Annotated in this window: 20 protein-coding genes; 12 read left to right on the top strand and 8 right to left on the bottom strand. The window is 60.8% G+C overall.

The genetic code is table 11. From position 1 onward, the window contains the following. Positions 1 to 69 precede the first annotated feature (69 nt). Entirely contained in the window at positions 70 to 1074 is a 1005-nt protein-coding gene (locus tag AC2FAJ_RS07450; protein WP_028013927.1) for a chemotaxis protein, read from the bottom strand. 64 nt (positions 1075 to 1138) lie between these two features. Then, positions 1139 to 2056, bottom strand: coding sequence for a ribonuclease BN (rbn, locus tag AC2FAJ_RS07445; RefSeq protein WP_447087532.1), 918 nt, complete (start codon positions 2054 to 2056; stop codon positions 1139 to 1141). 71 nt (positions 2057 to 2127) lie between these two features. Between rbn and AC2FAJ_RS07440 the strand changes: the two genes are divergently transcribed. The 8 genes from AC2FAJ_RS07440 (at position 2128) to menE (ending at position 10038) form a co-directional block, all read left to right on the top strand. Beyond that, on the top strand, positions 2128 to 2589 hold the full coding sequence (locus AC2FAJ_RS07440; RefSeq protein ID WP_045629890.1) for a GNAT family N-acetyltransferase: 462 nt from the start codon (positions 2128 to 2130) through the stop codon (positions 2587 to 2589). 53 nt (positions 2590 to 2642) lie between these two features. Next, complete coding sequence (gene elaB / locus AC2FAJ_RS07435) at positions 2643 to 2948, top strand: stress response protein ElaB (RefSeq protein WP_028013924.1); 306 nt, start codon at positions 2643 to 2645, stop codon at positions 2946 to 2948. A gap of 85 nt (positions 2949 to 3033) precedes the next feature. Next, positions 3034 to 4329: an isochorismate synthase MenF gene (menF, locus tag AC2FAJ_RS07430; protein ID WP_045259697.1), complete on the top strand. Its 1296-nt coding sequence runs from the start codon at positions 3034 to 3036 to the stop codon at positions 4327 to 4329. An 88-nt stretch (positions 4330 to 4417) separates the two neighbouring features. Next, positions 4418 to 6088: a 2-succinyl-5-enolpyruvyl-6-hydroxy-3-cyclohexene-1-carboxylic-acid synthase gene (gene menD / locus AC2FAJ_RS07425; protein ID WP_060571949.1), complete on the top strand. Its 1671-nt coding sequence runs from the start codon at positions 4418 to 4420 to the stop codon at positions 6086 to 6088. Then, positions 6085 to 6861: a 2-succinyl-6-hydroxy-2,4-cyclohexadiene-1-carboxylate synthase gene (gene menH, locus AC2FAJ_RS07420; RefSeq protein WP_485453968.1), complete on the top strand. Its 777-nt coding sequence runs from the start codon at positions 6085 to 6087 to the stop codon at positions 6859 to 6861. Before menD ends, menH begins: the two co-directional genes overlap by 4 nt. Next, a complete protein-coding gene (menB, locus tag AC2FAJ_RS07415; RefSeq protein WP_028013920.1) occupies positions 6858 to 7715 on the top strand; it encodes a 1,4-dihydroxy-2-naphthoyl-CoA synthase in 858 nt (285 codons plus the stop codon). The genes menH and menB overlap by 4 nt, the downstream gene beginning before the upstream one ends. Then, positions 7715 to 8680, top strand: coding sequence for an o-succinylbenzoate synthase (menC, locus tag AC2FAJ_RS07410; RefSeq protein ID WP_047367985.1), 966 nt, complete (start codon positions 7715 to 7717; stop codon positions 8678 to 8680). Before menB ends, menC begins: the two co-directional genes overlap by 1 nt. Next, positions 8677 to 10038 carry an o-succinylbenzoate--CoA ligase gene (gene menE, locus AC2FAJ_RS07405; RefSeq protein WP_045629887.1) on the top strand — a complete coding sequence of 454 codons (1362 nt, stop codon included), beginning with the start codon at positions 8677 to 8679 and terminating at the stop codon, positions 10036 to 10038. The genes menC and menE overlap by 4 nt, the downstream gene beginning before the upstream one ends. Here menE and AC2FAJ_RS07400 read toward each other — a convergent pair whose 3' ends face one another. Genes AC2FAJ_RS07400 through AC2FAJ_RS07390 form a run of 3 tightly spaced genes read right to left on the bottom strand, consistent with a single transcriptional unit; the run spans position 10039 to position 12988 of the window. Next, positions 10039 to 11553: a tripartite tricarboxylate transporter permease gene (locus AC2FAJ_RS07400; protein ID WP_041908947.1), complete on the bottom strand. Its 1515-nt coding sequence runs from the start codon at positions 11551 to 11553 to the stop codon at positions 10039 to 10041. Between the two features lie 11 nt (positions 11554 to 11564). Further along, positions 11565 to 11996, bottom strand: coding sequence for a tripartite tricarboxylate transporter TctB family protein (locus tag AC2FAJ_RS07395; protein WP_485453967.1), 432 nt, complete (start codon positions 11994 to 11996; stop codon positions 11565 to 11567). An 11-nt stretch (positions 11997 to 12007) separates the two neighbouring features. Further along, positions 12008 to 12988 carry a Bug family tripartite tricarboxylate transporter substrate binding protein gene (locus tag AC2FAJ_RS07390; RefSeq protein WP_041908951.1) on the bottom strand — a complete coding sequence of 327 codons (981 nt, stop codon included), beginning with the start codon at positions 12986 to 12988 and terminating at the stop codon, positions 12008 to 12010. 137 nt (positions 12989 to 13125) lie between these two features. Between AC2FAJ_RS07390 and tctD the strand changes: the two genes are divergently transcribed. The 4 genes from tctD to AC2FAJ_RS07370 all read left to right on the top strand — a co-directional run bounded on the left by tctD (position 13126) and on the right by AC2FAJ_RS07370 (position 17157). Continuing rightward, complete coding sequence (tctD, locus tag AC2FAJ_RS07385) at positions 13126 to 13800, top strand: transcriptional regulator TctD (protein ID WP_028013915.1); 675 nt, start codon at positions 13126 to 13128, stop codon at positions 13798 to 13800. Continuing rightward, the gene (locus AC2FAJ_RS07380) at positions 13787 to 15196 is read left to right on the top strand and encodes a sensor histidine kinase (protein ID WP_485453966.1); all 1410 of its coding nucleotides are present in this window, start codon (positions 13787 to 13789) and stop codon (positions 15194 to 15196) included. Before tctD ends, AC2FAJ_RS07380 begins: the two co-directional genes overlap by 14 nt. A 128-nt stretch (positions 15197 to 15324) precedes the next feature. Further along, positions 15325 to 15864 carry a YfaZ family outer membrane protein gene (locus tag AC2FAJ_RS07375; RefSeq protein WP_028013913.1) on the top strand — a complete coding sequence of 180 codons (540 nt, stop codon included), beginning with the start codon at positions 15325 to 15327 and terminating at the stop codon, positions 15862 to 15864. A 93-nt stretch (positions 15865 to 15957) separates the two neighbouring features. Beyond that, entirely contained in the window at positions 15958 to 17157 is a 1200-nt protein-coding gene (locus tag AC2FAJ_RS07370) for a nicotinamide mononucleotide deamidase-related protein YfaY (protein WP_485453965.1), read from the top strand. Between the two features lie 33 nt (positions 17158 to 17190). Here the strand turns inward: AC2FAJ_RS07370 and glpC are convergent, their stop codons facing one another. From glpC to glpA, 3 genes are read right to left on the bottom strand one after another with little or no spacing between them, the layout of a single operon-like run. After that, positions 17191 to 18381, bottom strand: coding sequence for an anaerobic glycerol-3-phosphate dehydrogenase subunit GlpC (gene glpC / locus AC2FAJ_RS07365; RefSeq protein ID WP_485453964.1), 1191 nt, complete (start codon positions 18379 to 18381; stop codon positions 17191 to 17193). Then, complete coding sequence (glpB, locus tag AC2FAJ_RS07360; protein ID WP_485453963.1) at positions 18378 to 19595, bottom strand: glycerol-3-phosphate dehydrogenase subunit GlpB; 1218 nt, start codon at positions 19593 to 19595, stop codon at positions 18378 to 18380. Before glpB ends, glpC begins: the two co-directional genes overlap by 4 nt. Further along, positions 19585 to 21213 (bottom strand): anaerobic glycerol-3-phosphate dehydrogenase subunit A, encoded by a 1629-nt coding sequence (glpA, locus tag AC2FAJ_RS07355; protein WP_028013909.1) that lies wholly within the window; start codon positions 21211 to 21213, stop codon positions 19585 to 19587. The genes glpB and glpA overlap by 11 nt, the downstream gene beginning before the upstream one ends. Positions 21214 to 21225 lie beyond the last annotated feature (12 nt).

The raw sequence follows: 21225 nt of genomic DNA, 5'->3' as shown, positions 1-21225 counted from the left end.
GGTTTTTTATGGTTTGCGCCCTCTCCCTGTGGGAGAGGGATGGGGTGAGGGCACCAGCCCGCACAGGACTTAAGCCAGCTGCTTCCGGCTAATCAACGGCCCGCCAATCTTCTTCATCGAACGATCCAGCACTTCCTCAATCACCGACGACAGCTCGTTCAGCTCAAACTTCGCCACGTACCCGTCCGCCTTCACCTTGCGAATATGATCTTCGTTGGCGTTGCCGGAAAGGGAGGAGTGGATCACTACCGGAATATCCTTCAGAACCGGGTCGGTTTTGATTTTGCGCGTCAGCGTAAATCCGTCCATCTCCGGCATTTCGAGGTCGGTCAGCACCAGAGCGATCTTATCGGTGATCGGCACGCCCTCAGCCTGCGCCTGCGCGGCCAGCACGCCAATTTTTTCCCACGCGTCTTTGCCGGTGATGTGCAGCTGCGCTGGGATCTCCATCGCCTGCAGACCTTTCTCCAGCATCGAACGCGCCACTTTGGAATCTTCCGCCACAATCGCGACTGCGCCCGGCTTGATGTTGAACTTGGTGGTTTTCAGATTGGTGGCGTGCAGATCGTGGTTGGCCGGGGTGATGTCATACAGGATCTGCTCAACGTCCAGCACCATCGCCAGATCGTTGGTATCCGTTTTCTCATCCAGGCAGGCAATGCTGGTGATATAGCGGCCGCTGACGGCCGTTTCCGCCGCGTGCACCTGCTTCCAGTCCAGACGCATGATGTTTTCAACCGACTCCACGGCAAAGGCCTGCACGCTTCGGGCATATTCGGTGATAAGCAGGATGTTCAGCCCGGTGGTAGGCTTACAGCCCGCCACGGCGGCCAGATCGATCACCGGGATCACCTGATCGCGAATATTCACCATCCCCATCAGCGGTGATTTCATCCCGGCGGGTTTTGTGAATTCCGGCATCGGCACAATTTCACGCAGCTTAAAGACGTTAATGCCAAACAGCTCGGATTTATTTTCGTTCAGAGAGGTGCCAAGACGGAACAGCAACAGTTCAAAACGGTTCGACAGGGTGAGATTCGCCCTGTCATCAATATCTTTCTGGAAATTATCCATTCTACCCTCGAGAGAAATGCTGACCTTTTAATCGTTATCGGCATCCTGAGAGAAAAATGAAGGGCTAAACGCTGACCTTAGCGAAATCTTCGGCCAGCTCGCACGCCGGGAACACCGCCAGGCACTCTGCCAGCAGGCTTGCACACCCCTGCGCGTCGTAGCGGGAACTGACGTGAGTGACGATCAGCCTTCCGACGCCTGCGTCGCGGGCAAGCAGCGCCGCCTGACGCGTTGAGCTATGGCCGCGGCCGTTGGCTTTCTCTTCCATCGCCGTTTCCAGCGTGGCTTCGTGCACCATCACGTCAACGCCCTGGGCAAGCTGAAGCGCCGCCGGGCACGGGGCCGTGTCGCCAAAGATAGCCAGCTTCTTGCCCGGCTCGGGCGCGGCGAGATAATCCTGACCGTTGATGACGCGACCGTCCTCCAGCGTGACGGTCTCGCCGTGCTTCAGGCGCTGGAACAACGGTCCGGGTTTTACGCCAGCGGCCATCAGCGCGGCGGCGTCCAGCGCGCCGGGCTTGTCATGCGCTTCAATGCGATAGCCATAGCACTCAACGGGATGATTCAGCGGCTGAGCGCTCACCTTATAATCACCGTCATCGAAAACCAGGCCTTCGCTAATCTCAACGATCTCCAGCGGATAATCCGTCCATGATCCGCTCAGGCGCAGCGCGGTTTCAACAAATTCACGCACACCCGCAGGCCCGTAAATCGTCAGCGGATTGGCGTTGCCGGCCATGGAGCGGCTGCACAGCAGGCCCGGCAGGCCAAACAGATGGTCGCCGTGCAGGTGAGTAATAAAAATTTTATCCAGCTTGCCGGGGTGATACGCGGTGTGCAGCAGCTGATGCTGCGTCCCTTCACCGCAGTCAAACAGCCACAGCCCGCCGCGGGTGGGATGCTTAAGATCCAGCAGAATTGCCGTCACGTTTCGTGAGCGGGTTGGCACGCCAGCGGACGTACCCAGAAAAATCAGTTCCATAACGCAATCAGCCCTTTGCCGAACGGGGAGGGGTTTAGTATAACGTGATGAACCCCAGGAAGGAGAAAGAGATGATCCAGTGGCAAGATTTACATCATAGTGAGCTCACCGTTCATTCGCTCTACGCGCTGCTTAAACTGCGCTGCGAAGTGTTTGTGGTTGAACAGACGTGCCCGTATCAGGACATCGACGGCGATGACCTCGTTGGCGAAAACCGCCATATCCTCGGCTGGAAGGATAACGAGCTGGTGGCGTATGCGAGGATTCTGAAAAGCGAGGACGATGTCGAGCCCGTGGTGATAGGCCGCGTCATTATCAGCGGTAACGCTCGGGGTGAGAAACTGGGCTATCAGCTGATGGAAAAAACGCTGGAGTCATGCCAGAAACAGTGGCCGGACAAGGCGTTATACCTGGGCGCGCAGGCGCACCTGCAATCCTTCTACGGTCATTTCGGTTTTATGCCGGTCACCGACATCTACGACGAAGACGGTATTCCGCACATCGGCATGGCGCGGGAAGCGAAACAGGCGTAATGGCGCGTCGTTGTCTATAGTTAGCGGACTGGTGTACTAACATGGAGAAAAATATGTCATTTCAATCCTGGGATACCCGTATCGACGACGACCTGACCTTACTGAGCGAAACGCTGGAAGAGGTGTTACGTTCCTCGGGCGACCCTGCCGATCAGAAATATATCGAGCTGAAAGCCCGTGCCGAGCAGGCGCTCCACGACGTTAAAAACCGCGTCAGCCATGCGTCTGATACTTACTACTACCGCGCCAAAAAAGCGGTTTATCGTGCCGATGATTACGTCCATGAAAAACCGTGGCAGGGCATTGGGGTGGGCGCAGCCGTAGGGCTGGTGCTGGGTCTGCTGCTGGCCCGTCGTTAAGCCGTTTAACCACTCCCTATACGTGGGTACTGATATTTCTTATGGTACCCCGTATAATATGAGGTTTTAACAGGGAGAGGTTCGCGTGAATTCGATTTTCCTCGCGCTGGAACAATTGCGTAGCCATCTTTCGCAAGCGTTACCTGCCACATCCGGCCTGCGTCATTTCGACGTCTCTTTCCCGTTAAACGATGCCTTCGATCCCCTTGCCTGGCTGGGCGAGCAGCAGTGCTATCCTCAGTTTTACTGGCAACAGCGTAACGGCGATGAAGAGCTGGCCGCGCTGGGAGCGGTGGTCCAATTCTCCTCTCTGGCGTTAGCCTCGCAGTTTTTAAGTGCGCAACACGCCCCTGAAGATACCCGAATCTGCGGCCTGAACGCGTTTAACCCGGAGCAGGGCAGCCTCTTTTTACCGCGTCTGCTGTGGCGACGTACCGCTGGCAACGCCACGTTGCGTCTGCAGCTGTGGAGCGACAGCTCGCTTGAGGACGATGCCGACACCGCGCGGGCGTTCTTACAGCAACTGCTTCCCGCCAGACCGATCCGTCCGCTCTCCGTGCAGGTTGAGCGCGAAACCCATCACCCGGAAAAACCGCAATGGCTTAGCCTTATCGGCAAAGCGACAGAGACAATTGCACGCGGTGATTTCGAAAAGGTCGTTCTCGCCCGAGCCACCGACCTGCAGTGTAAACAGCGCGTTAACCCCGTCGCGCTGATGGCCGCCAGCCGCGCCCTGAATTTAAACTGCTATCATTTCTGCATGATATTCGACGCCAGCAACGCGTTTCTCGGCTCCACGCCCGAGCGTCTTTGGCGGCGGCGCGGCAAGCTGCTGCGCACCGAAGCGCTGGCGGGCACCGTCGCCAGCCATACTGACGATAAACAGGCGCAGCGTCTGGGCGAGTGGCTGCTGAATGACGATAAAAACCAGCGCGAAAATATGCTGGTGGTGGAAGATATCTGCCAGCGTCTTCAACACCATACGCAGACGCTGGAGGTGTTGCCGGCTCAGGTCGTCCGCCTGCGCAAAGTGCAGCACTTACGCCGCTGTATCTGGACCGAGCTCAAGCAGGCCGACGATGAGCTGTGCCTGCACGTGCTACAGCCGACGGCGGCGGTTGCCGGGCTTCCGCGACAGCCAGCGCGCGAGTTTATTCAGCACGTTGAACCCTTTAACCGCGAGTGGTACGCCGGTTCGGCCGGGTATTTATCCCCCGAACAAAGCGAATTCTGCGTGGCGCTGCGCTCGGCGCGCGTACAGGAAGACGCTCTGCGGCTTTACGCTGGAGCGGGCATTGTCAGCGGCTCTGACCCGGAGCAGGAGTGGCAGGAGATCGAAAACAAAGCCGCCGGATTGCGCTCTCTGCTCCTAAGGGATTAATACTGATTCGCGCAATCCCGATTCATATCAAAATTCCAATTTTTTCTATTATTTATACTGTGTCGCATTCTTGATACCGGACAATCTCATGTCAGTAAGTTCTTTTAACCGACGCTGGGCGGCGGTGATCCTTGAAGCCCTGACGCGCCATGGCGTCAGGCACGTGTGTATTGCACCGGGTTCTCGCTCAACGCCGCTGACGCTGGCGGCGGCTGAAAACCGGGCGTTTGTTCACCACACCCACTTTGACGAGCGAGGTCTGGGACATCTCGCGCTCGGGCTGGCGAAGGTAAGCAAAGAACCCGTGGCGGTGATTGTCACTTCCGGTACCGCCGTGGCGAACCTCTATCCGGCCTTGATTGAAGCCGGGTTAACCGGTGAAAAACTGATCCTGCTGACGGCCGACCGTCCGCCTGAGCTAATCGACTGCGGCGCCAATCAGGCCATTCGCCAGCCCGGACTTTTTTCTACGCACCCTTCGCAGACGGTTTCGTTACCGCGTCCCACCCAGGATATTCCTGCAAGCTGGCTGGTCTCCACCGTCGATCACGCCATGGCGACATTGCGCAGCGGGGCGCTGCATATCAACTGCCCGTTTGCCGAACCGCTGTACGGCGAGCTGGACGATACCGGCCTTGACTGGCAGCGGTCGCTCGGCGAATGGTGGCAGAGCGAAAAGCCGTGGCTGCGCGAGCAGACGCATCTTGAGAGCGCGAAACAGCGCGACTGGTTCTTCTGGCGGCAGAAGCGAGGCGTGGTCATCGCCGGGCGCATGAGCGCCGCCGAAGGCAGGCTGGTCGCCGAATGGGCGCAAACCCTCGGCTGGCCGCTGATTGGCGACGTGCTTTCCCAGACTGGCCAGCCGCTGCCGTGCGCCGATCTCTGGCTGGGTAACGCGAAAGCGGTTACTGAGCTTTCGCAGGCGCAGATTGTGGTCCAGATCGGCGCAAGCCTGACCGGAAAACGTCTGCTGCAGTGGCAGGCGACCTGCACGCCGGAAGAGTACTGGGTGGTGGACGCACTGGAAGGGCGGCTCGACCCGGCGCACCATCGCGGCCGTCGTCTGGTGAGCAAAATTGATAGCTGGCTGGAACTGCACCCGGCGGAAAAACGTCAGCCCTGGGCGGTGGCGATCCCTGAGCTGTCGCGTCAGGCGTGGGAAATCACCAAAGCGCGCTGTGAGACATTCAGCGAGGCCGGGCTGGCGCACCGTATTCGCCAATACCTGCCGGAACAGGGGCAGCTGTTTGTCGGCAACAGCCTGGTCGTGCGGCTGATCGATGCCTTTTCGCAGCTGCCGGCGGGCTACCCGGTGTACAGCAACCGTGGTGCCAGCGGCATCGACGGGCTGATCTCGACGGCGGCGGGGGTGCAGCGCGCCAGCGCGAAATCGACGCTGGCGATCGTGGGCGATCTCTCCGCGCTCTACGATCTCAACGCGCTGGCGCTACTGCGTCAGGCGTCCGCGCCGTTTGTGCTGATTGTGGTCAACAACAACGGTGGGCAGATTTTCTCCCTGCTGCCAACGCCCCAGAGCGAGCGCGAGCGCTTCTACCTGATGCCGCAGAACGTGCAGTTTGAACACGCCGCGGCGATGTTCAGCCTGAAATACCATCGCCCGGAAAGCTGGGAACAGCTGGAAGCGGCGTTAAGCACCGCCTGGAAGCAGCCGGGCGCGACGCTGATTGAGCTGGTGGTGAACGAGGCCGACGGCGCGCAGACCCTGCAAAGCCTGCTGGCGCAGGTGAGCCAGCTGTGATCCTCTCGGGCGTGCAGCAGGCCGGAAAATCAGGCTATCCCTGGCTGGTCTTTTTGCACGGTTTTTCCGGCGACTGCCGCGAGTGGCAGGCTGTCGGGAAGCAACTCGGCGAGTATTCCCGGCTCTATCTTGACCTGCCGGGCCACGGTGAGTCCGGGAATATTGCCGTGACGGGGTTCGACGAGATGAGCACGTTACTTACCCGAACTCTGCTTAGTTACAACATACTGGACTACTGGCTGGTGGGGTACTCCCTCGGTGGCCGCATTGCGATGTTTCATGCCTGCCAGCAGCCGAAGGGGCTGCTGGGGGTGATCGTTGAAGGTGGACATCCGGGCCTGCAGGATGAGGATGAGCGTCACGCACGGTGGACATCCGACCGCCGCTGGGCGACGCGTTTTCGCACCGAACCGCTGGAAAAGGTCTTTACCGACTGGTATCAACAGCCGGTATTTGCTTCCCTCATTGACCACCAGCGCAAGGCGCTTATCGCCCTGCGCAGTCAGAACAACGGCGCGACGCTGGCGAAGATGCTCGAAGCAACGTCGCTGGCCGTGCAGCCCGATTTGCGTGCCGCGATTAGCGTATGCAATTTCCCTTTTGACTATCTCTACGGTGAACGTGACCAGAAGTTCGCGGCCCTGGCCGCTGAACTGGACGCCGTTCGCCATGCGATTCCAAACGCCGGACACAACGCCCACCGGGAAAACCCCGACGCGGTTGCCGCGAGTCTGGCTCAGATACTGCGTCTTCGAATAAAGGACACTCTATGATCTATCCTGATGAACACATGCTTTATGCGCCGGTTGAATGGCAGGACTGCTCCGAAGGCTACACCGACATTCGTTACCACAAATCCGCCGACGGCATTGCCAAAATCACCATCAACCGTCCGCAGGTGCGTAACGCCTTCCGTCCGCTGACCGTCAAAGAGATGATTCAGGCCCTGGCGGATGCGCGCTACGACGACAGTATCGGCGTGATCGTGCTGACCGGTGAAGGCGAGAAGGCCTTCTGCTCCGGTGGCGATCAGAAGGTGCGCGGCGACTACGGTGGATACCAGGACGATGCGGGTACGCACCACCTGAACGTCCTCGATTTCCAGCGCCAGATCCGCACCTGCCCGAAACCGGTGGTGGCGATGGTGGCGGGCTATTCCATCGGCGGCGGCCACGTGCTGCACATGATGTGCGACCTGACCATCGCTGCTGAAAACGCCATCTTCGGCCAGACCGGCCCGAAAGTGGGCTCCTTCGACGGCGGCTGGGGTGCCTCTTACATGGCGCGCATCGTCGGGCAGAAAAAAGCCCGCGAAATCTGGTTCCTGTGCCGCCAGTACAACGCACAGGAAGCGCTGGATATGGGCCTGGTGAATACCGTGGTGCCGCTTGCCGATCTCGAAAAAGAGACCGTGCGCTGGTGCCGAGAGATGCTGCAAAACAGCCCGATGGCGCTGCGTTGCCTGAAAGCGGCACTTAATGCCGACTGTGACGGTCAGGCGGGTCTGCAGGAGCTGGCGGGTAACGCCACCATGCTGTTCTACATGACCGAAGAGGGTCAGGAAGGACGCAACGCGTTTAACGAAAAACGCCAGCCAGACTTCAGCAAATACAAACGGAATCCGTAATGCGTCGCGCGCAGGTTTACCGCTGGCAGATACCGATGGACGCGGGCGTGGTGCTGCGTGAACGGCGTTTAAAAACCCGTGACGGCTTCTTCGTGCATTTGCAGCAGGGCGAGCGGGAAGGCTGGGGCGAGATTTCGCCTCTGCCGGGCTTTAGCCTGGAGTCGCTGGATGAGGCGCAGTCTGCATTGCTGACGTGGGTAAAGGCGTGGCGTGAGGGCGCAAACCCGGCATTACCGGACGCGCCTTCCGCCGCCTTTGGCATCAGCTGCGCGCTGGCGGAGCTGGACGGTAGCCTGCCGGAAGAGGCTAACTATCGCGCCGCACCGCTCTGCACGGGCGACCCGGACGAGCTGTTCGCGCTGCTCGCCGCCATGCCGGGCGAGAAAGTGGCGAAAATCAAAGTCGGTCTCTACGAAGCGGTGCGTGACGGCATGGTCGCCAATCTGCTGCTGGAAGCAATCCCCGATCTGCACCTGCGTCTGGATGCCAACCGCGCGTGGACGCCGCTTAAGGCGCAGCAGTTCGCCAGGTACGTCAACCCGGCGTACCGCAGCCGCATTGCCTTCCTCGAAGAACCGTGCAAAACCCGCGATGACTCGCGCGCCTTTGCCCGCGAAACGGGGATCGCCATCGCCTGGGATGAAAGTCTGCGCGAGGACGATTTTGAATTTGTCGCCGAGCCCGGCGTCAGCGCGGTGGTGATTAAGCCGACGCTAACCGGCAGCCTGGCGAAGGTGCGCGAGCAGGTCTCGGCGGCGCACGCGCTGGGGCTGACGGCGGTGATCAGCTCGTCGATAGAGTCCAGCCTGGGGCTGACCCAGCTGGCGCGCATTGCCGCCTGGTTAACGCCGGACACGGTTCCCGGCCTCGACACGCTGAACCTGATGCAGGCTCAGCTTCTCCGCGAGTGGCCTGCCAGCACGCTGCCGTGCCTCGACGCAGAGGCGCTGGAGCCGTTGCTATGAGTTTTACCGACTGGCCCTGGCGTCACTGGCGCGCGCTTTTTGCCGATAATCAGGCCCTGAGGCTGAATGATGACGCGCTCACCTGGCAGCAGTTGTGTGTGCGCGTCGACCGCCTTGCGGCAGGGTTTCACCAGCAGGGCGTGGCGGAGGGCGACGGCGTACTGCTGCTGGCCTATAACCACCCGCAAACGCTGCTGGCATGGCTGGCGCTGCTTCAGTGCGGGGCACGTATTCTTCCCGTTAATCCGCAGCTGCCGCGCCCGCTGCTCGACGTGCTGATCCCGCAGATGACGCTGCGCTTTGCGCTGGTGCTGGACGGCAGCTACGACGGCCTTCACGGCCTGAGCATGTGCGAGCCAGCAGATGCGTACTGCGCTGCGTGGCAGCCGTCGCGGCTGGCCACCATGACGCTCACCTCCGGCTCCACCGGGCTGCCGAAGGCGGCGGTGCATACCTGCGCCGCCCATCTTGCCAGCGCCCGCGGCGTGCTGTCGCTGATGCCCTACGGGGATAATGACGACTGGCTGCTTTCGCTGCCGCTGTTTCACGTTTCAGGCCAGGGGATTTTATGGCGCTGGCTGCAGGCCGGTGCGCGCTTAACCGTGCGCGAGAAGCAGCCGCTGGAGCAGGCGCTACGCGGCTGCACCCACGCCTCGCTGGTGCCGACCCAGCTCTGGCGTCTCCTCAATAGCGAAAGCCACATCGCACTGAAAGCGGTGCTGCTCGGCGGGGCGGCCATTCCCGTAACGCTGACGCAAAAGGCCCGGGAACAGGGCGTTCGGACGTACTGCGGCTACGGCCTCACCGAGTTTGCCTCTACCGTCTGCGCAAAAGAGGCTGACGGCGATCCGGACGTGGGCCGTGCGCTGCCGGGCAGAGAGGTGCAGGTCGTTAACGGTGAAGTCTGGATCAAAGCGCAGAGCATGGCTTCCGGCTACTGGCGGGACGGCGCCCTGATACCGCTGACCAACGCGCAGGGCTGGTTTGCCACTCGCGATCGCGGGGAATGGCATGGCGACCGTCTGACGATTTTAGGCCGCATGGACAATCTCTTTTTCAGCGGTGGAGAGGGGATCCAGCCGGAATCGCTGGAGCGCGTTATCGCCGCGCACCCGCAGATTAACCAGGTTTTTATCGTCCCGCTGGATGACGCCGAGTTTGGACAGCGTCCGGTGGCGGTGGTGGAGTGCGAGCCGGGAACGGATATCACCCGTTTCCCGACCTGGGTACAGGGCAGGCTGGCGCGCTTTGAGCAGCCCGTTCACTGGCTGGTGCTGCCGGCTGAGCTAAAAAATGGCGGGATTAAGATCTCCCGCCAGGCGTTAAAGCAGTGGGTCAATGCCCAGCTGTCCGTATAGTTAGCCGATATCCGGCTCCGGTTTGCGCTGGCGACGACGCAGCAGGCGCAACACCGGCGGCACCACAATCACCATGACCGCGAGCGCTAACAGAACCTTCGCGACGCTGCTGTCCCACAGTATCGACACATTACCGTTGCTGATGGACAGGGCGCGGCGCAGGTTCTGCTCCAGCATCTCACCCAGCACAAAGCCCAAAATCAGCGGAGACATTGGGAAGTGCATTTTTCGCAAGATGTAGCCGAACACGCCGAGGACCACCATCAGCACCAGGTCAAACGTGGTGCTGTGCACCGCGTAAACCCCCACCGCAGAGACGGCGGCAATGGCGGGCACCAGGAACCACAGCGGAATCGTCAGCATGCGGGTGAACAGCCCAATCAGCGGGATATTCATCACCAGTAGCATGACGTTGGCGATCAGCAGCGCGGCAATCAGCCCCCAGACAATATCAGGCTGCTCGGTAAACATCGCCGGGCCGGGCGTAATGTTATAGAGCGTCAGCGCGCCCATCATCACCGCCGTGGTGCCGGATCCCGGCACGCCCAGGGTCAGCATCGGGATAAACGAGCCGCAGGCCGAGGCGTTATTGGCCGCCTCAGGCGCGGCGACGCCGCGAATATCGCCTTTACCAAAGCTGTCGCTATTGCCGCTGAGCTTCTTCTCGGTCATGTAGGTGATGGCGCTGGCGATAGTGGCCCCGGCGCCCGGCAGGATGCCGACGAAGAAGCCAATCACCGACGAGCGCAGCGTGGCGCCGATGCACTGCGCGCCCTCTTTAGCGCTAAAGAGCATCCGGCCGGTTTTGCGCACCAGCGTCTGCCCGCTGCTGGTATGCTCCAGCATCAGTAAGATCTCAGAGACAGAGAACAGGCCGATCACGACGACAATGAACTGCACGCCATCGGACAGGTGAACGCTGTCGAAGGTAAAGCGATAGACCCCGGTGTTGGCATCCACGCCGACGGTGGCTAACCCTAAGCCAATCAGCGCGGATAAAAACGACTTCAGCGGATTTTGCGCCATCATGCTGCCGAGGCAGGCAATGGCGAACACCATCAGGGCAAAATATTCTGCCGGACCAAACGCCAGCGACCACTGGGCCAGCGCAGGAGCGAACAGAATGATGCCGCCAATGGCAATCAGTGAGCCAAAGAATGAACTGACCGCAGAGATGGAGAGCGCCACGCCGCCGCGTCCCTGCCGCGCCATTGGGTAGCCGTCCAGCGCGGTCATGATCGCCGCCGCATCCCCCGGCACGTTAAGCAGGATCGACGAAATGCGTCCGCCATATTCACAGCCGATGTAGACCGTTGCCAGCAGGATCAGTGCCGATTCCGCAGGCAGATGCAGGGCAAACGCCAGCGGGAGTAAAATCGCCACGCCGTTGATCGGCCCAAGGCCCGGCAGCAGGCCGACAATCGTGCCCACGAAACAGCCGATCAGGGCGATCACCAGGTTTTCCGGGGTCATCGCCACGGCGAACCCCTGCGAGAGGTAAATCCAGGTATCCATAGCGTGCTCCGTTAATTAAGCCAGGCGCCGAGCGGTAACGTCACGTCCAGCAGGCGGTCAAAGGCGTACCACAGTAAAATCCCCATCACCACGCCAGAGATCCCCGCCGCGGGGAGGGTGGCGTTAAACAGCATGCCGATGACCATCGTCAGAATGGCGGTCGCCACCGGGAAGCCGAGCCACTCAAAGCCCCAGGCATACATCAGCAGGACAATCACCATCACCAGCAGACGCTGCAGAATGCGACGCGGCGGCCACTCGACGGTATCCGGGTGGCGAAGCAGCAGCGCCACCGAGCAGAGCAGCATCAGGCCGACGAGGCCCATCGGGAAGGGGCGGGGTCCCACGGGTTCATAGCTGTATTCGCTGTGGATCTGCCAGGCGACAAACATCCCGCCAACGCAGAGCAGCAGCCATATTCCGGCAAAAATACGATCGCTCATAGCGCCTCCGGTTATTTCGCCAGGCCAAAGGCTTTCGCCTGTTCGCGGTAGTCATTCACCTGTTTTTTGACGTACTCATCCAGTGGCTTACCGGTCAGGTTAAACTCAAACAGTCCGCGCAGATCGCGCTGTTTCTTAAATTCTTCCGTCTGCTGGAGTTTGTTGAACGCGTCGACCCACCACTGGTACTCGGCGTCGGTCACTTTTGGCCCGACGAAGAAGCCGCGGATGATCGGCCAGACCAGGTTATAACCCTGTTCTTTGGCGGTCGGGACGTTCGCCAGCTGGCCCGGCAGACGGTTTTCCGAGAAGACCGCCAGCACGCGTATTTTATCCCCGCTCAGGTACGGCACCATCTCGCTGAGATCGCCGGAAACGGCCTGAACGTGGTTGCCCATCAGCGCCGTGACCGGTTCGCCGCCGCCCTCAAAGGCCACGTAGCGCATCTTATGCGGGTCAACCTTCGCCTGCTGGGCGAGAAGGGCCGCTTTCATCCAGTCCTGGCTGCCGATAGACGCCCCTGCGCCAATCACCACGCTGTTCGGATCTTTTTCCATAGCGGTCAGCAGATCTTTCAGGGATTTCCACGGGGAATCGGCACGCACGGCAATCATTCCGTAGTCGGTGCCGACGGTCGCCAGCCAGCGCACGTCGTTCACACCGTAGCGGCCAAACTTGCCCTGCGACAGGTTCAGCAGCGAGCCGCCGGAGAAGGCCACCACCGTTCCCGCTTCCGCCGGACGTTGCGCGACAATCGCGTTATAGGCCACCGCGCCCACGCCGCCTGGCATGTAGGTGACGCGCATCGGTTTCTCAATGGCCTTCGTCTCCAGCAGGCTGACCTGAATAAGCTTGCAGGTGAGATCGAAACCGCCGCCCGGTTTGGCCGGGGCGATACATTCGGTACGGGACGGAGCGTCCTGGGCCTGAACGACAGAGGTACTTAACAGCAATACGCTTGCAGCAAGGGTAGAAAGTAATTGTTTTTTCATCGTTTATCCTCACGCCGGGGGTACGGGTCTTTTTTTCTGATTATGTGAACCACCTTGTAGCGGTTCCGTTGCGTGATTGTTAAAACAATAACCTTTCATTTCCCTTTCAACGGGACACCAACTTTACAGGATGTGACATGCGTCTCTTACTCGCAGAAGATAATCGTGAGCTGGCTCACTGGCTGGAGAAAGCGCTGGTGCAGGAAGGCTTTGCCGTGGACTGCGTCTCCGACGGACGTGCCGCCGACCATCTGCTGCAGGGTGAAAACTACGCGGTCGCTATTCTGGACATCGGCATGCCCGGTTTTGACGGCCTGGAAGTGGTCCACCGCCTCAGAAAACGGGGGCAAACGCTGCCGGTGCTGTTTCTTACCGCCCGCAGCAACGTGGCGGATCGGGTGAAGGGACTGAACGCCGGGGCAGATGACTATCTGCCAAAACCGTTTGAGCTGGAGGAGCTTGACGCGCGTCTGCGCGCCCTGTTGCGCCGAAGCGAGGGGCGAACGCAGGAGCGCCAGCGCCTTGGGGAGCTGGAGTATGACGACGAGGGCTTTTTCCTGCTGCGCGATGAACCGCTTTCCCTGACGCCGCGGGAGCTCTCCCTGCTGAAAGTGCTGATGCACCGCCGGACCCGTCCGGTTTCACGACAGCAGCTTTTCGACCAGGTGTTCAGCCTGAACGACGACGTCAGCCCTGAAAGCATCGATCTCTATATTCACCGGCTGCGTAAGAAGTTGACCGGCAGCGGCGTGCGGATAACCACCCTTCGGGGGCTTGGGTACGTGCTGGAGTGCGGCGATGAGGTGGGTTAAGCCGCAGTCGCTCTATCTGCAGCTGTTGCTTTTCCTGGGTCTACCGCTGCTGCTGCTGTGGGGATTGTCGGCCTTTAACAGCTACGTTAGCGCGCTGCAGGCGGCCACGCAGGCCTACGATCGCACGCTGTTATCCTCTGCCCGCACCATCTCCGAGCGGCTGGAGGTGCTCAACAGCAGGTTGGCGGTCGACGTGCCCTGGGTGGTGCTCGACAGCTTTGAGCTCAACATGAACGACCGGCTCTACTATAAGGTGGTCGACCCCGACGGACGGGTGATCTCCGGCTATGACGATCTGCCGAAGATGCCGCCTGCGACGTCGCGCACCACGCTCTATCCGGCGCTGGCCTGGTTTTACCACACCGAATATCGCGGCCAGGCGATTCGGGTGGCGCGCCTGCTGCAGCCCGTAAATGAAGATAATGTTTTTGGCATGGCGGAGATTTACGTCGCCGAGACGCTCCAGTCCCGCCGCTATCTCGCCAGCCAGTTGCTCTTTTCATCCTGGGTTTCACAGGGGCTGCTGGTGCTGCTGACGCTGGTGCTGACCGCATGGCTGCTGCGCCGCGTGCTGCGCCCAATGCGCCAGCTTTCGTCACTGATGGTGCGGCGCGAGCCGGGCCTGCTCGCACCGCTGCCGGAGCTGCTGCCCTGGTCCGAGACCCGGCTGCTGATAGTCGCCTTTAACCGCTATATCGACCGGCTGCGCGGCGTGCTTTCGCGTCAGGAACGCTTTAACGCGGATGCGTCGCACCAGCTCAAAACGCCGCTGGCGGTGCTTAAAACCCAGGTCTCCGTCGCCCTCGCGCGTCAGGATCCCGCCCTGTGGCAGGAGAGTCTGCGGGCAATGAATGCCACCCTGGACGACACTATCGTGCTCACCGAGCGGCTGCTGCAGCTTTCAGCGGTGAAGGGAAAAGAGCAGGGGGATCGTCATTTTACGCCTGTGGATCTGGTTCAGGTGGTGCAGAACTGCTGCTTTTCCCGGCTGGCGCAGGCGCGGAGCAAGGCGATCGATTTGGGATATGACGGTGTACAGCAGCCGGTCACGATCGAAGGCGATGACGTTCTGCTGGGCGAGCTGTGCGCCAACCTGCTGGAGAACGCGATTAAATATACGCCTGCAGGCGGGACCGTGACCGTTTTCCTGCGCGTGGATGGCGGTGCCGTTGATCTGAGCGTTGAGGACAGCGGCCCCGGCATTGAAGAGGATCAGATCTACCAGGCGATGCAGCCTTTCCACCGTCTGGACAACGTCGGGAACGCCGCCGGTTCCGGGATTGGGCTGGCGCTGGCGGGGGATATCGCCCGGCTGCACCGCAGCCATTTGCAGCTGACTCGCAGCGAAACGCTGGGTGGCCTTTGCGTCAAAATGCGCTTTCTGCTGCTTACGTAAAAAAGCCGGGGGTTTCAAATCGTTACAATCTTCCTGTCCGCCGCACGCAGAGTGCTTGATCCCCCGCAGACTCAGGTTAAAATCTCGCGGTTTTGGGGACTTCTCTATAATTATGCAGGATCGCGATAATGAAAAAAGTGGCATTACTGGGCCTCGGCCTGATGGTTGTATCTGCGGCGGCTAACGCCATTAGCATTAATGGTTCGGCGGGTCAGGACTATACCCACCTCGGTTTTGGCATGGGTACTGACACCTCCGGTCTGGCAATGACCGGCGGCTGGACGCACAACGATGACGACGGCGACGCGGCAAGCCTCGGCCTCGGTCTGAATATTCCTCTTGGCCCATTCCTGGCCACCGTTGGCGGTAAAGGTATCTACACCAACCCAAATGACGGTGATGAAGGGTACGCAGCGGCTGTGGGCGGCGGCCTGCAGTGGAAAATTGGCGACAGCTTCGGCCTGTTTGGCGAGTACTACTACTCTCCGGATTCCCTCTCCAGCGGCATCGACAGCTATGAAGAAGCCAACGCCGGCGCGCGCTGGACCATCATGCGTCCGATTACCATCGAAGCGGGCTACCGTTATCTGAACCTGGCCGGTAAAGACGGCAACCGCGATAACGCGCTGGCTGACGGCCCGTACGTGGGCGTGAGCGCAGGCTTCTAATCGTTCCGGCGCGGCGTTCCGTCGCGCCAGTTTCTCTCATCTCCGCCCCGCGTTTGCGCTATAGTGTTTTGACCAAATAAGCGGGAGAACACAATGATTAACGTGGAGATGTTATCCACCGGCGACGAAGTGCTGCACGGACAGATTATTGATACCAATGCTGCCTGGCTTGCCGATCTTTTCTTTGAGCAAGGATTACCGTTAACGCGCCGCAATACCGTGGGCGACAATCTGGAGTCACTGGTCGCTGTTCTGCGCGAGCGCAGTGAACAGTGCGACGTGCTGATCGTGAACGGCGGGCTCGGCCCCACCAGTGACGATCTCAGCGCGCTGGCCGCCGCGACCGCAAAAGGCGAAGGGCTGGTGCTGCACGAGGCGTGGCTTTCGCAGATGGAGCGCTTTTTCACCGGACGTGGCCGCGTCATGGCCCCCAGCAACCGTAAACAGGCTGAAATTCCCGCCAGCGCCGAGCTGGTTGATAACCCGGTCGGTACCGCATGCGGGTTTGCCATGCAGCTGAACCGCTGCCTGATGTTCTTCACGCCGGGCGTGCCTTCCGAATTTAAGGTGATGGTCGAGCAGCAGATCCTGCCGCGCCTTCGCCAGCGTTTTACTCTGCCTGAACCTCCGCTGTGCCTGCGCCTGACCACCTTTGGCCGCTCGGAAAGCGATCTGGCCCAGAGCCTTGACCACCTTCCGCTGCCGCCGGGCGTGTCCATGGGCTATCGCTCCTCTATGCCGATCATTGAACTCAAATTAACAGGACCGGCCACGCAGAAAGAGGCGATGCTGGCCCTGTGGCCTGAGGTGCAGCGCGTGGCGGGCGAAAGCCTGATTTTTGAAGGGACGGAAGGGTTGCCTGAGCAGATTGCAAAACATCTGCAGACTCGCCAGCTCAGCGTGACCTTAAGCGAGCAGTTCACCGGTGGCCTGCTGGCGCTGCAATTGTCGCGCGTCAACGCGCCGCTGCTCGCCAGCGAAGTGGTGCCGTTTCAGCAGGAGACCCTGGCGCAAACCGCCCGCTGGGCTTCCGAAAGAAGGGTGAAGCATTTTGCCGGTCTGGCGCTGTTTGTCGGCGGGCTGGATGAGGATTACCTCAACTTCGCGCTGGCGACGCCGGAAGGCACCTGGGCGCTGCGGGTAAAAATGAGCATCACCCGCCACAGCCTGGCGGTGCGTCAGGAGGTGTGCGCCATGATGGCGCTGAATATGCTGCGCCGCTGGCTCAACGGCAAAGAGGTCGCCAGCGAGCACGGCTGGATTAACGTTGTCGAGTCGCTGTTCGTTGAGTAATGCCTGTGCCGGGGCCTTTCGCCCCGGCAACGTTCAGCCCAGCGCTTTCGCCAGCAGGGTAATCGGATGTTCGCAGCGCTTGCTGGTGGACATCTCAATCTGCCATTTACAGGTTTCGCAGTCCGTCACCACGATATCCGCGCCGCTCTCTTCAATCTGGCGGAACAGCGGGGCACCAATTGCCTGCGAGGTTTCGTAGTTTTCACGCTTAAAGCCGTAGGTGCCTGCGATGCCGCAGCAGCGCGAATCCAGCACCGTCAGCTCCAGCCCCGGAATTAACCGCAGCAGCTCCAGCGTATAGAGCGACCAGCCCATTTTCTCCATATGACACGGGGTGTGATAGACCACCTTCAGCGGCAATGTTCCCAGCGGCAACGTCTGCCCGCTGTCCAGCTTGCGCCAGAGGAAGCGCGTCGCCAGCTCGATGTGCTCGCGCAGTCCGGCGTTATCCACGTCCAGCAGGTGCGGATACTCATCGCGCAGGGTGAAGGTGCAGGTGGACGACGTCGCCAGCACCGGCATGCCTTTATCGACAATCGCTTCGCGCAGGGAGGTGACGTTGCTTTTGGCCTGCCTGCGCGCTTTATCGGTAAAGCCGTTGGCAATCAGCGGCACGCCGCAGCACTTCTCTTTGCTAAGCAGCTGAACGCCTGTTCCCATGGCGTTCAGCACCTTCAGCAGGTCTTTTCCCAGCTGCGGGTGGTTGTAGTTCACATAGCAGCCGTGGAAAAAGGCTACCCGATCGTCGTACTGCGCCTGCTGCTCCGCTACGGTTTTATACCAGCGACGGAAGGTGCCGTGAGAATATTTTGGCAGGCTGCGGTGATGGTCTATTTTAAGCGTGGCATCCAGCAGCTGACGCACCGGCTTGAGTGAGGTTGCGGCATTCACCAGCGGGGCAAACGGCGTGGAGACGCTGCCCATCAGATCGGTATGGCTCAGGATCGCATCGCGCAGTATCGGCTTTTGCGTGCTGTAGCGCGCCCGGGCGCGCTGGATGATGTCGCCGATTTTCACGTCCGACGGGCAGGCGACCTCGCAGCGCTTGCAGTTGATGCAGTATTTCAGCGCCTCGTCGTACAGCCTGCCGTCCTTCAGGCGCAGGCGCTCGCCGTCCGGCCCGGCCTGCTTTGGCCCAGGGTAGCGCGGGTTTACGCCGCTGACCGGGCAGACGGTGGTACAGACCGTGCATTTAATGCAGCTTTCGAAACGGGTGTCATTCATTGTTCAGCCTCCACGCGCTGGATAATCTGCTCGGCTACATACAGCGCCGTAACGGCGCAAACCCCGCCGCCGCATCCCTGGGGGATCGGATCGTATCCGCCCAGCAGCGAGCCGATGGCAAAAAGATTACCGACGGGCATACCGGAAAGCTGCGGATGTAGCCGGTTATCGACAATTACGCCAAACTGCTGCCAGGGCTGCGGCGTGAAGAAATCACACTGATACCAGTCCGCGCGGGAAGCGGTTTGCCGCACATCCAGCCCCATAATCGCTTCCCGGATGCCCTCCCGGCTGCTCAGCAGCCCGTTGCTGAAGAAGCTCCCGCTCGCCAGCACCGTATAGCGGGCGCGAAGCGGAATATCCTCGTGGTTGCGCGTCCAGATTTCGCTCACCGCGCCATCGGTCAGGGTGATTTTTTTCACCTCGTCACCCGCCATCCATACGCCGCCCTGCGCAACAAACTGGCGCTGAAGCTGGGTGTGCAGACGAATGCCGGGTACGGAAGGGGGAAGCGTCGGCAGCAAACCGAGCGTGCAGGGCAGACGATCCGAGAGCCAGCGCCAGAGCCGGTTGTCGTTTAAACCAAAGCAGGCGGGCATTATCAGGGCATCGCAGGTTTTACCGAGCGGCCTGAGCGCCTCATACAGCAGCGGCCATTTCTCCTCGTTATCCAGAAAACGGGCGATATTCACCGCGCGAAACTCGCTCGGGTTATCGCGCAGGATATCCAGCTCGGGCAGCTCTATTTCTGCCGTGTCGGCGTTGATGCCCTGGCGACAGAGCGAGGCCGCCGCGAGATGGGGTTGAAAATCCAGAAAGCCGCTAATACCTACCACCCGCACTCGTCCCGCGCTGACGGGGGCCACGGGGACTTCCTCCGGGCTGAGCCACGCGGAGCGCAGGGTGCCGAGCGGCGTGATGCGCTGGTGATTTTGCCTGGCGCTTCCCTTCAGACGCGCGCCGCAGCCCGCCAGCAGCGCTTCGGCTTCCAGCGCAAAGCGGTCAATATGCTGCGCGCCAACCAGGTGATAGGGGTGCTCCGGCGGCAGCCTGTCGCGGTACGCTTCGTCCACCAGATCCAGCGATCCCGACGAGAAGTGCAGGGCGCTCTGGCCGCGGGTGATAATGGCGCAGCGCAGCCCCTGCTTCGTGAGTTTGATGCCGCAGAGCAAGCCTGCCAGCCCGCCGCCGACGATTGCGGTATCAAATTTCATCGTGTTGCTCCTTCTCCAGGCCGCAAAGCCCCTGATAGACCCAGCGGGTAAATTCGCTTTCGCGCAGGGCATCACCCCAGGCGACAGGCTGAATGCCTTTCCAGCGCTCGTTCAAAAACGCGCTGAGCTGATCGAGCGACTGGGTGGCGGTGGTGGTATGAAAACGCTGCAGCAGCCCGGCGGCACGACAGGCGCACAGTTCGCCCTGACAGGTCCCCATTCCGACGCGGGTGCGGCGGCGGAGATCCAACAGGCTGTTGACTGTCAGGTTCTCTACCGCGTACTGCACTTCGCCTGCGGTAACGGCTTCGCACTCGCACACCAGGCTGCGGCTCAGTCGTCCTTCACCGAGCCACTGCGGCGTTCTGTCGCCGTGGCGGTAGATGGCCGAACCGCGCAGCGGCGCGGGCAGGGAGATGATTTTTTGCAGCGTTTTTTCGGTAGACTGGCGCGATCCCGGCAGCGGCTGTTCTGCGGTAACGCACGGTTCGGTATTTCCGAGCTTGCGGCAGACGGCATCGGTCGCCCACTCGGCCATCAGCCGGTAGGTCATCAGCTTGCCGCCGGTAATGGTGATAAACCCGTCCATGCCGTCGCGCTCGGCGTGATCGAGCAGCACGATGCCCCGGCTGACGTTACGTCCGCTCGGATCGTTATCGCTGGCGACAAGGGGACGCACGCCCGCGTAGGCGCGCAGGATACGCGTCTGCGCCATCACCGGCGCCAGCTTTTCCCCTTCGCGCAGCAGAATATCCACTTCTTCGGCGGTGACCCGGTTGACGTCAATGTCGCTGTAGTCAACGTGCGTTGACGTCGTACCGATGAGCGAAATGGTGTCGCCCGGCACCAGAATGTCGGCGTCAGACGGTTTGCGGCAGCGGTTGATGACGTGGTTATTGATGCGGTGGTCAAGGATCAGCAGCGAACCTTTGGCCGGGAACATGCGGATGGATAAGTCGGCGTATTCCGCGATGCGCTGGCCCCAGATCCCCGCCGCGTTGACCACCACGGCGGCGTGCAGCTCGCTGTGCTCGTTGTACTGCGTATCAAACACCCGCACGCCGCAGATGCGATGACCCTCGCGGATAAGCCCGGTCACTTCATGTCCGGTCAGAATGCGCGCGCCATGCTCGCGGGCGTCCAGCATGTTGGCGGCGGTCAGGCGGAACGGATCGACGGTGCCGTCAGGCACCTTCACCGCGCCGATCAGCGTCGGGTTCACCGACGGCTCCAGCCGCCGGGCCAGAGCCGGATCCATGGCCTCAGCCTGAATGCCCGCGGCAGTACAGGCGGTTATAAAGGTTGACTGAAAGGCGAGGTCATCTTCGGGAAGGGTAATAAAGAGACCGTCGGTCGGCTCTATGCAGTGTCGGGCGATACGCTTGAGGATCTGGTTTTCAGCGATACATTCGCGCGCGGATTCACCGTCGGTGACCGCATACCGCGCGCCGCTGTGCAGCAGGCCGTGGTTACGCCCCGTCGCGCCGGTGGCGATATCGTGGCGCTCCAGAAGCGTGACGCTTAAGCCGCGAAGGGCGCAGTCGCGTGCGATGCCGGCGCCGGTTGCGCCACCGCCAATGATAATCACATCGCTGTAGCGTGGATCGTGAATTGTCATTGCCTTTCCTCT

It is taken from the genome of Enterobacter cloacae complex sp. 385G4, assembly GCF_057320665.1.
Note: the sequence above shows the minus strand (reverse complement) of the source record. Positions and strands in the feature narration are given on the sequence as shown.

Excerpts from the sequence above, each read along its gene's own strand:
- AC2FAJ_RS07450 (WP_028013927.1), bottom strand. The coding sequence starts at position 1,074 with ATGGATAATTTCCAGAAAGATATTGATGACAGGGCGAATCTCACCCTG.
- rbn (WP_447087532.1), bottom strand. The coding sequence starts at position 2,056 with ATGGAACTGATTTTTCTGGGTACGTCCGCTGGCGTGCCAACCCGCTCA.
- AC2FAJ_RS07440 (WP_045629890.1), top strand. The coding sequence starts at position 2,128 with ATGATCCAGTGGCAAGATTTACATCATAGTGAGCTCACCGTTCATTCG.
- elaB (WP_028013924.1), top strand. The coding sequence starts at position 2,643 with ATGTCATTTCAATCCTGGGATACCCGTATCGACGACGACCTGACCTTA.
- menD (WP_060571949.1), top strand. The coding sequence starts at position 4,418 with ATGTCAGTAAGTTCTTTTAACCGACGCTGGGCGGCGGTGATCCTTGAA.
- menB (WP_028013920.1), top strand. The coding sequence starts at position 6,858 with ATGATCTATCCTGATGAACACATGCTTTATGCGCCGGTTGAATGGCAG.
- menC (WP_047367985.1), top strand. The coding sequence starts at position 7,715 with ATGCGTCGCGCGCAGGTTTACCGCTGGCAGATACCGATGGACGCGGGC.
- menE (WP_045629887.1), top strand. The coding sequence starts at position 8,677 with ATGAGTTTTACCGACTGGCCCTGGCGTCACTGGCGCGCGCTTTTTGCC.
- AC2FAJ_RS07400 (WP_041908947.1), bottom strand. The coding sequence starts at position 11,553 with ATGGATACCTGGATTTACCTCTCGCAGGGGTTCGCCGTGGCGATGACC.
- AC2FAJ_RS07395 (WP_485453967.1), bottom strand. The coding sequence starts at position 11,996 with ATGAGCGATCGTATTTTTGCCGGAATATGGCTGCTGCTCTGCGTTGGC.
- AC2FAJ_RS07390 (WP_041908951.1), bottom strand. The coding sequence starts at position 12,988 with ATGAAAAAACAATTACTTTCTACCCTTGCTGCAAGCGTATTGCTGTTA.
- tctD (WP_028013915.1), top strand. The coding sequence starts at position 13,126 with ATGCGTCTCTTACTCGCAGAAGATAATCGTGAGCTGGCTCACTGGCTG.
- AC2FAJ_RS07380 (WP_485453966.1), top strand. The coding sequence starts at position 13,787 with ATGAGGTGGGTTAAGCCGCAGTCGCTCTATCTGCAGCTGTTGCTTTTC.
- AC2FAJ_RS07375 (WP_028013913.1), top strand. The coding sequence starts at position 15,325 with ATGAAAAAAGTGGCATTACTGGGCCTCGGCCTGATGGTTGTATCTGCG.
- AC2FAJ_RS07370 (WP_485453965.1), top strand. The coding sequence starts at position 15,958 with ATGATTAACGTGGAGATGTTATCCACCGGCGACGAAGTGCTGCACGGA.
- glpC (WP_485453964.1), bottom strand. The coding sequence starts at position 18,381 with ATGAATGACACCCGTTTCGAAAGCTGCATTAAATGCACGGTCTGTACC.
- glpB (WP_485453963.1), bottom strand. The coding sequence starts at position 19,595 with ATGAAATTTGATACCGCAATCGTCGGCGGCGGGCTGGCAGGCTTGCTC.
- glpA (WP_028013909.1), bottom strand. The coding sequence starts at position 21,213 with ATGACAATTCACGATCCACGCTACAGCGATGTGATTATCATTGGCGGT.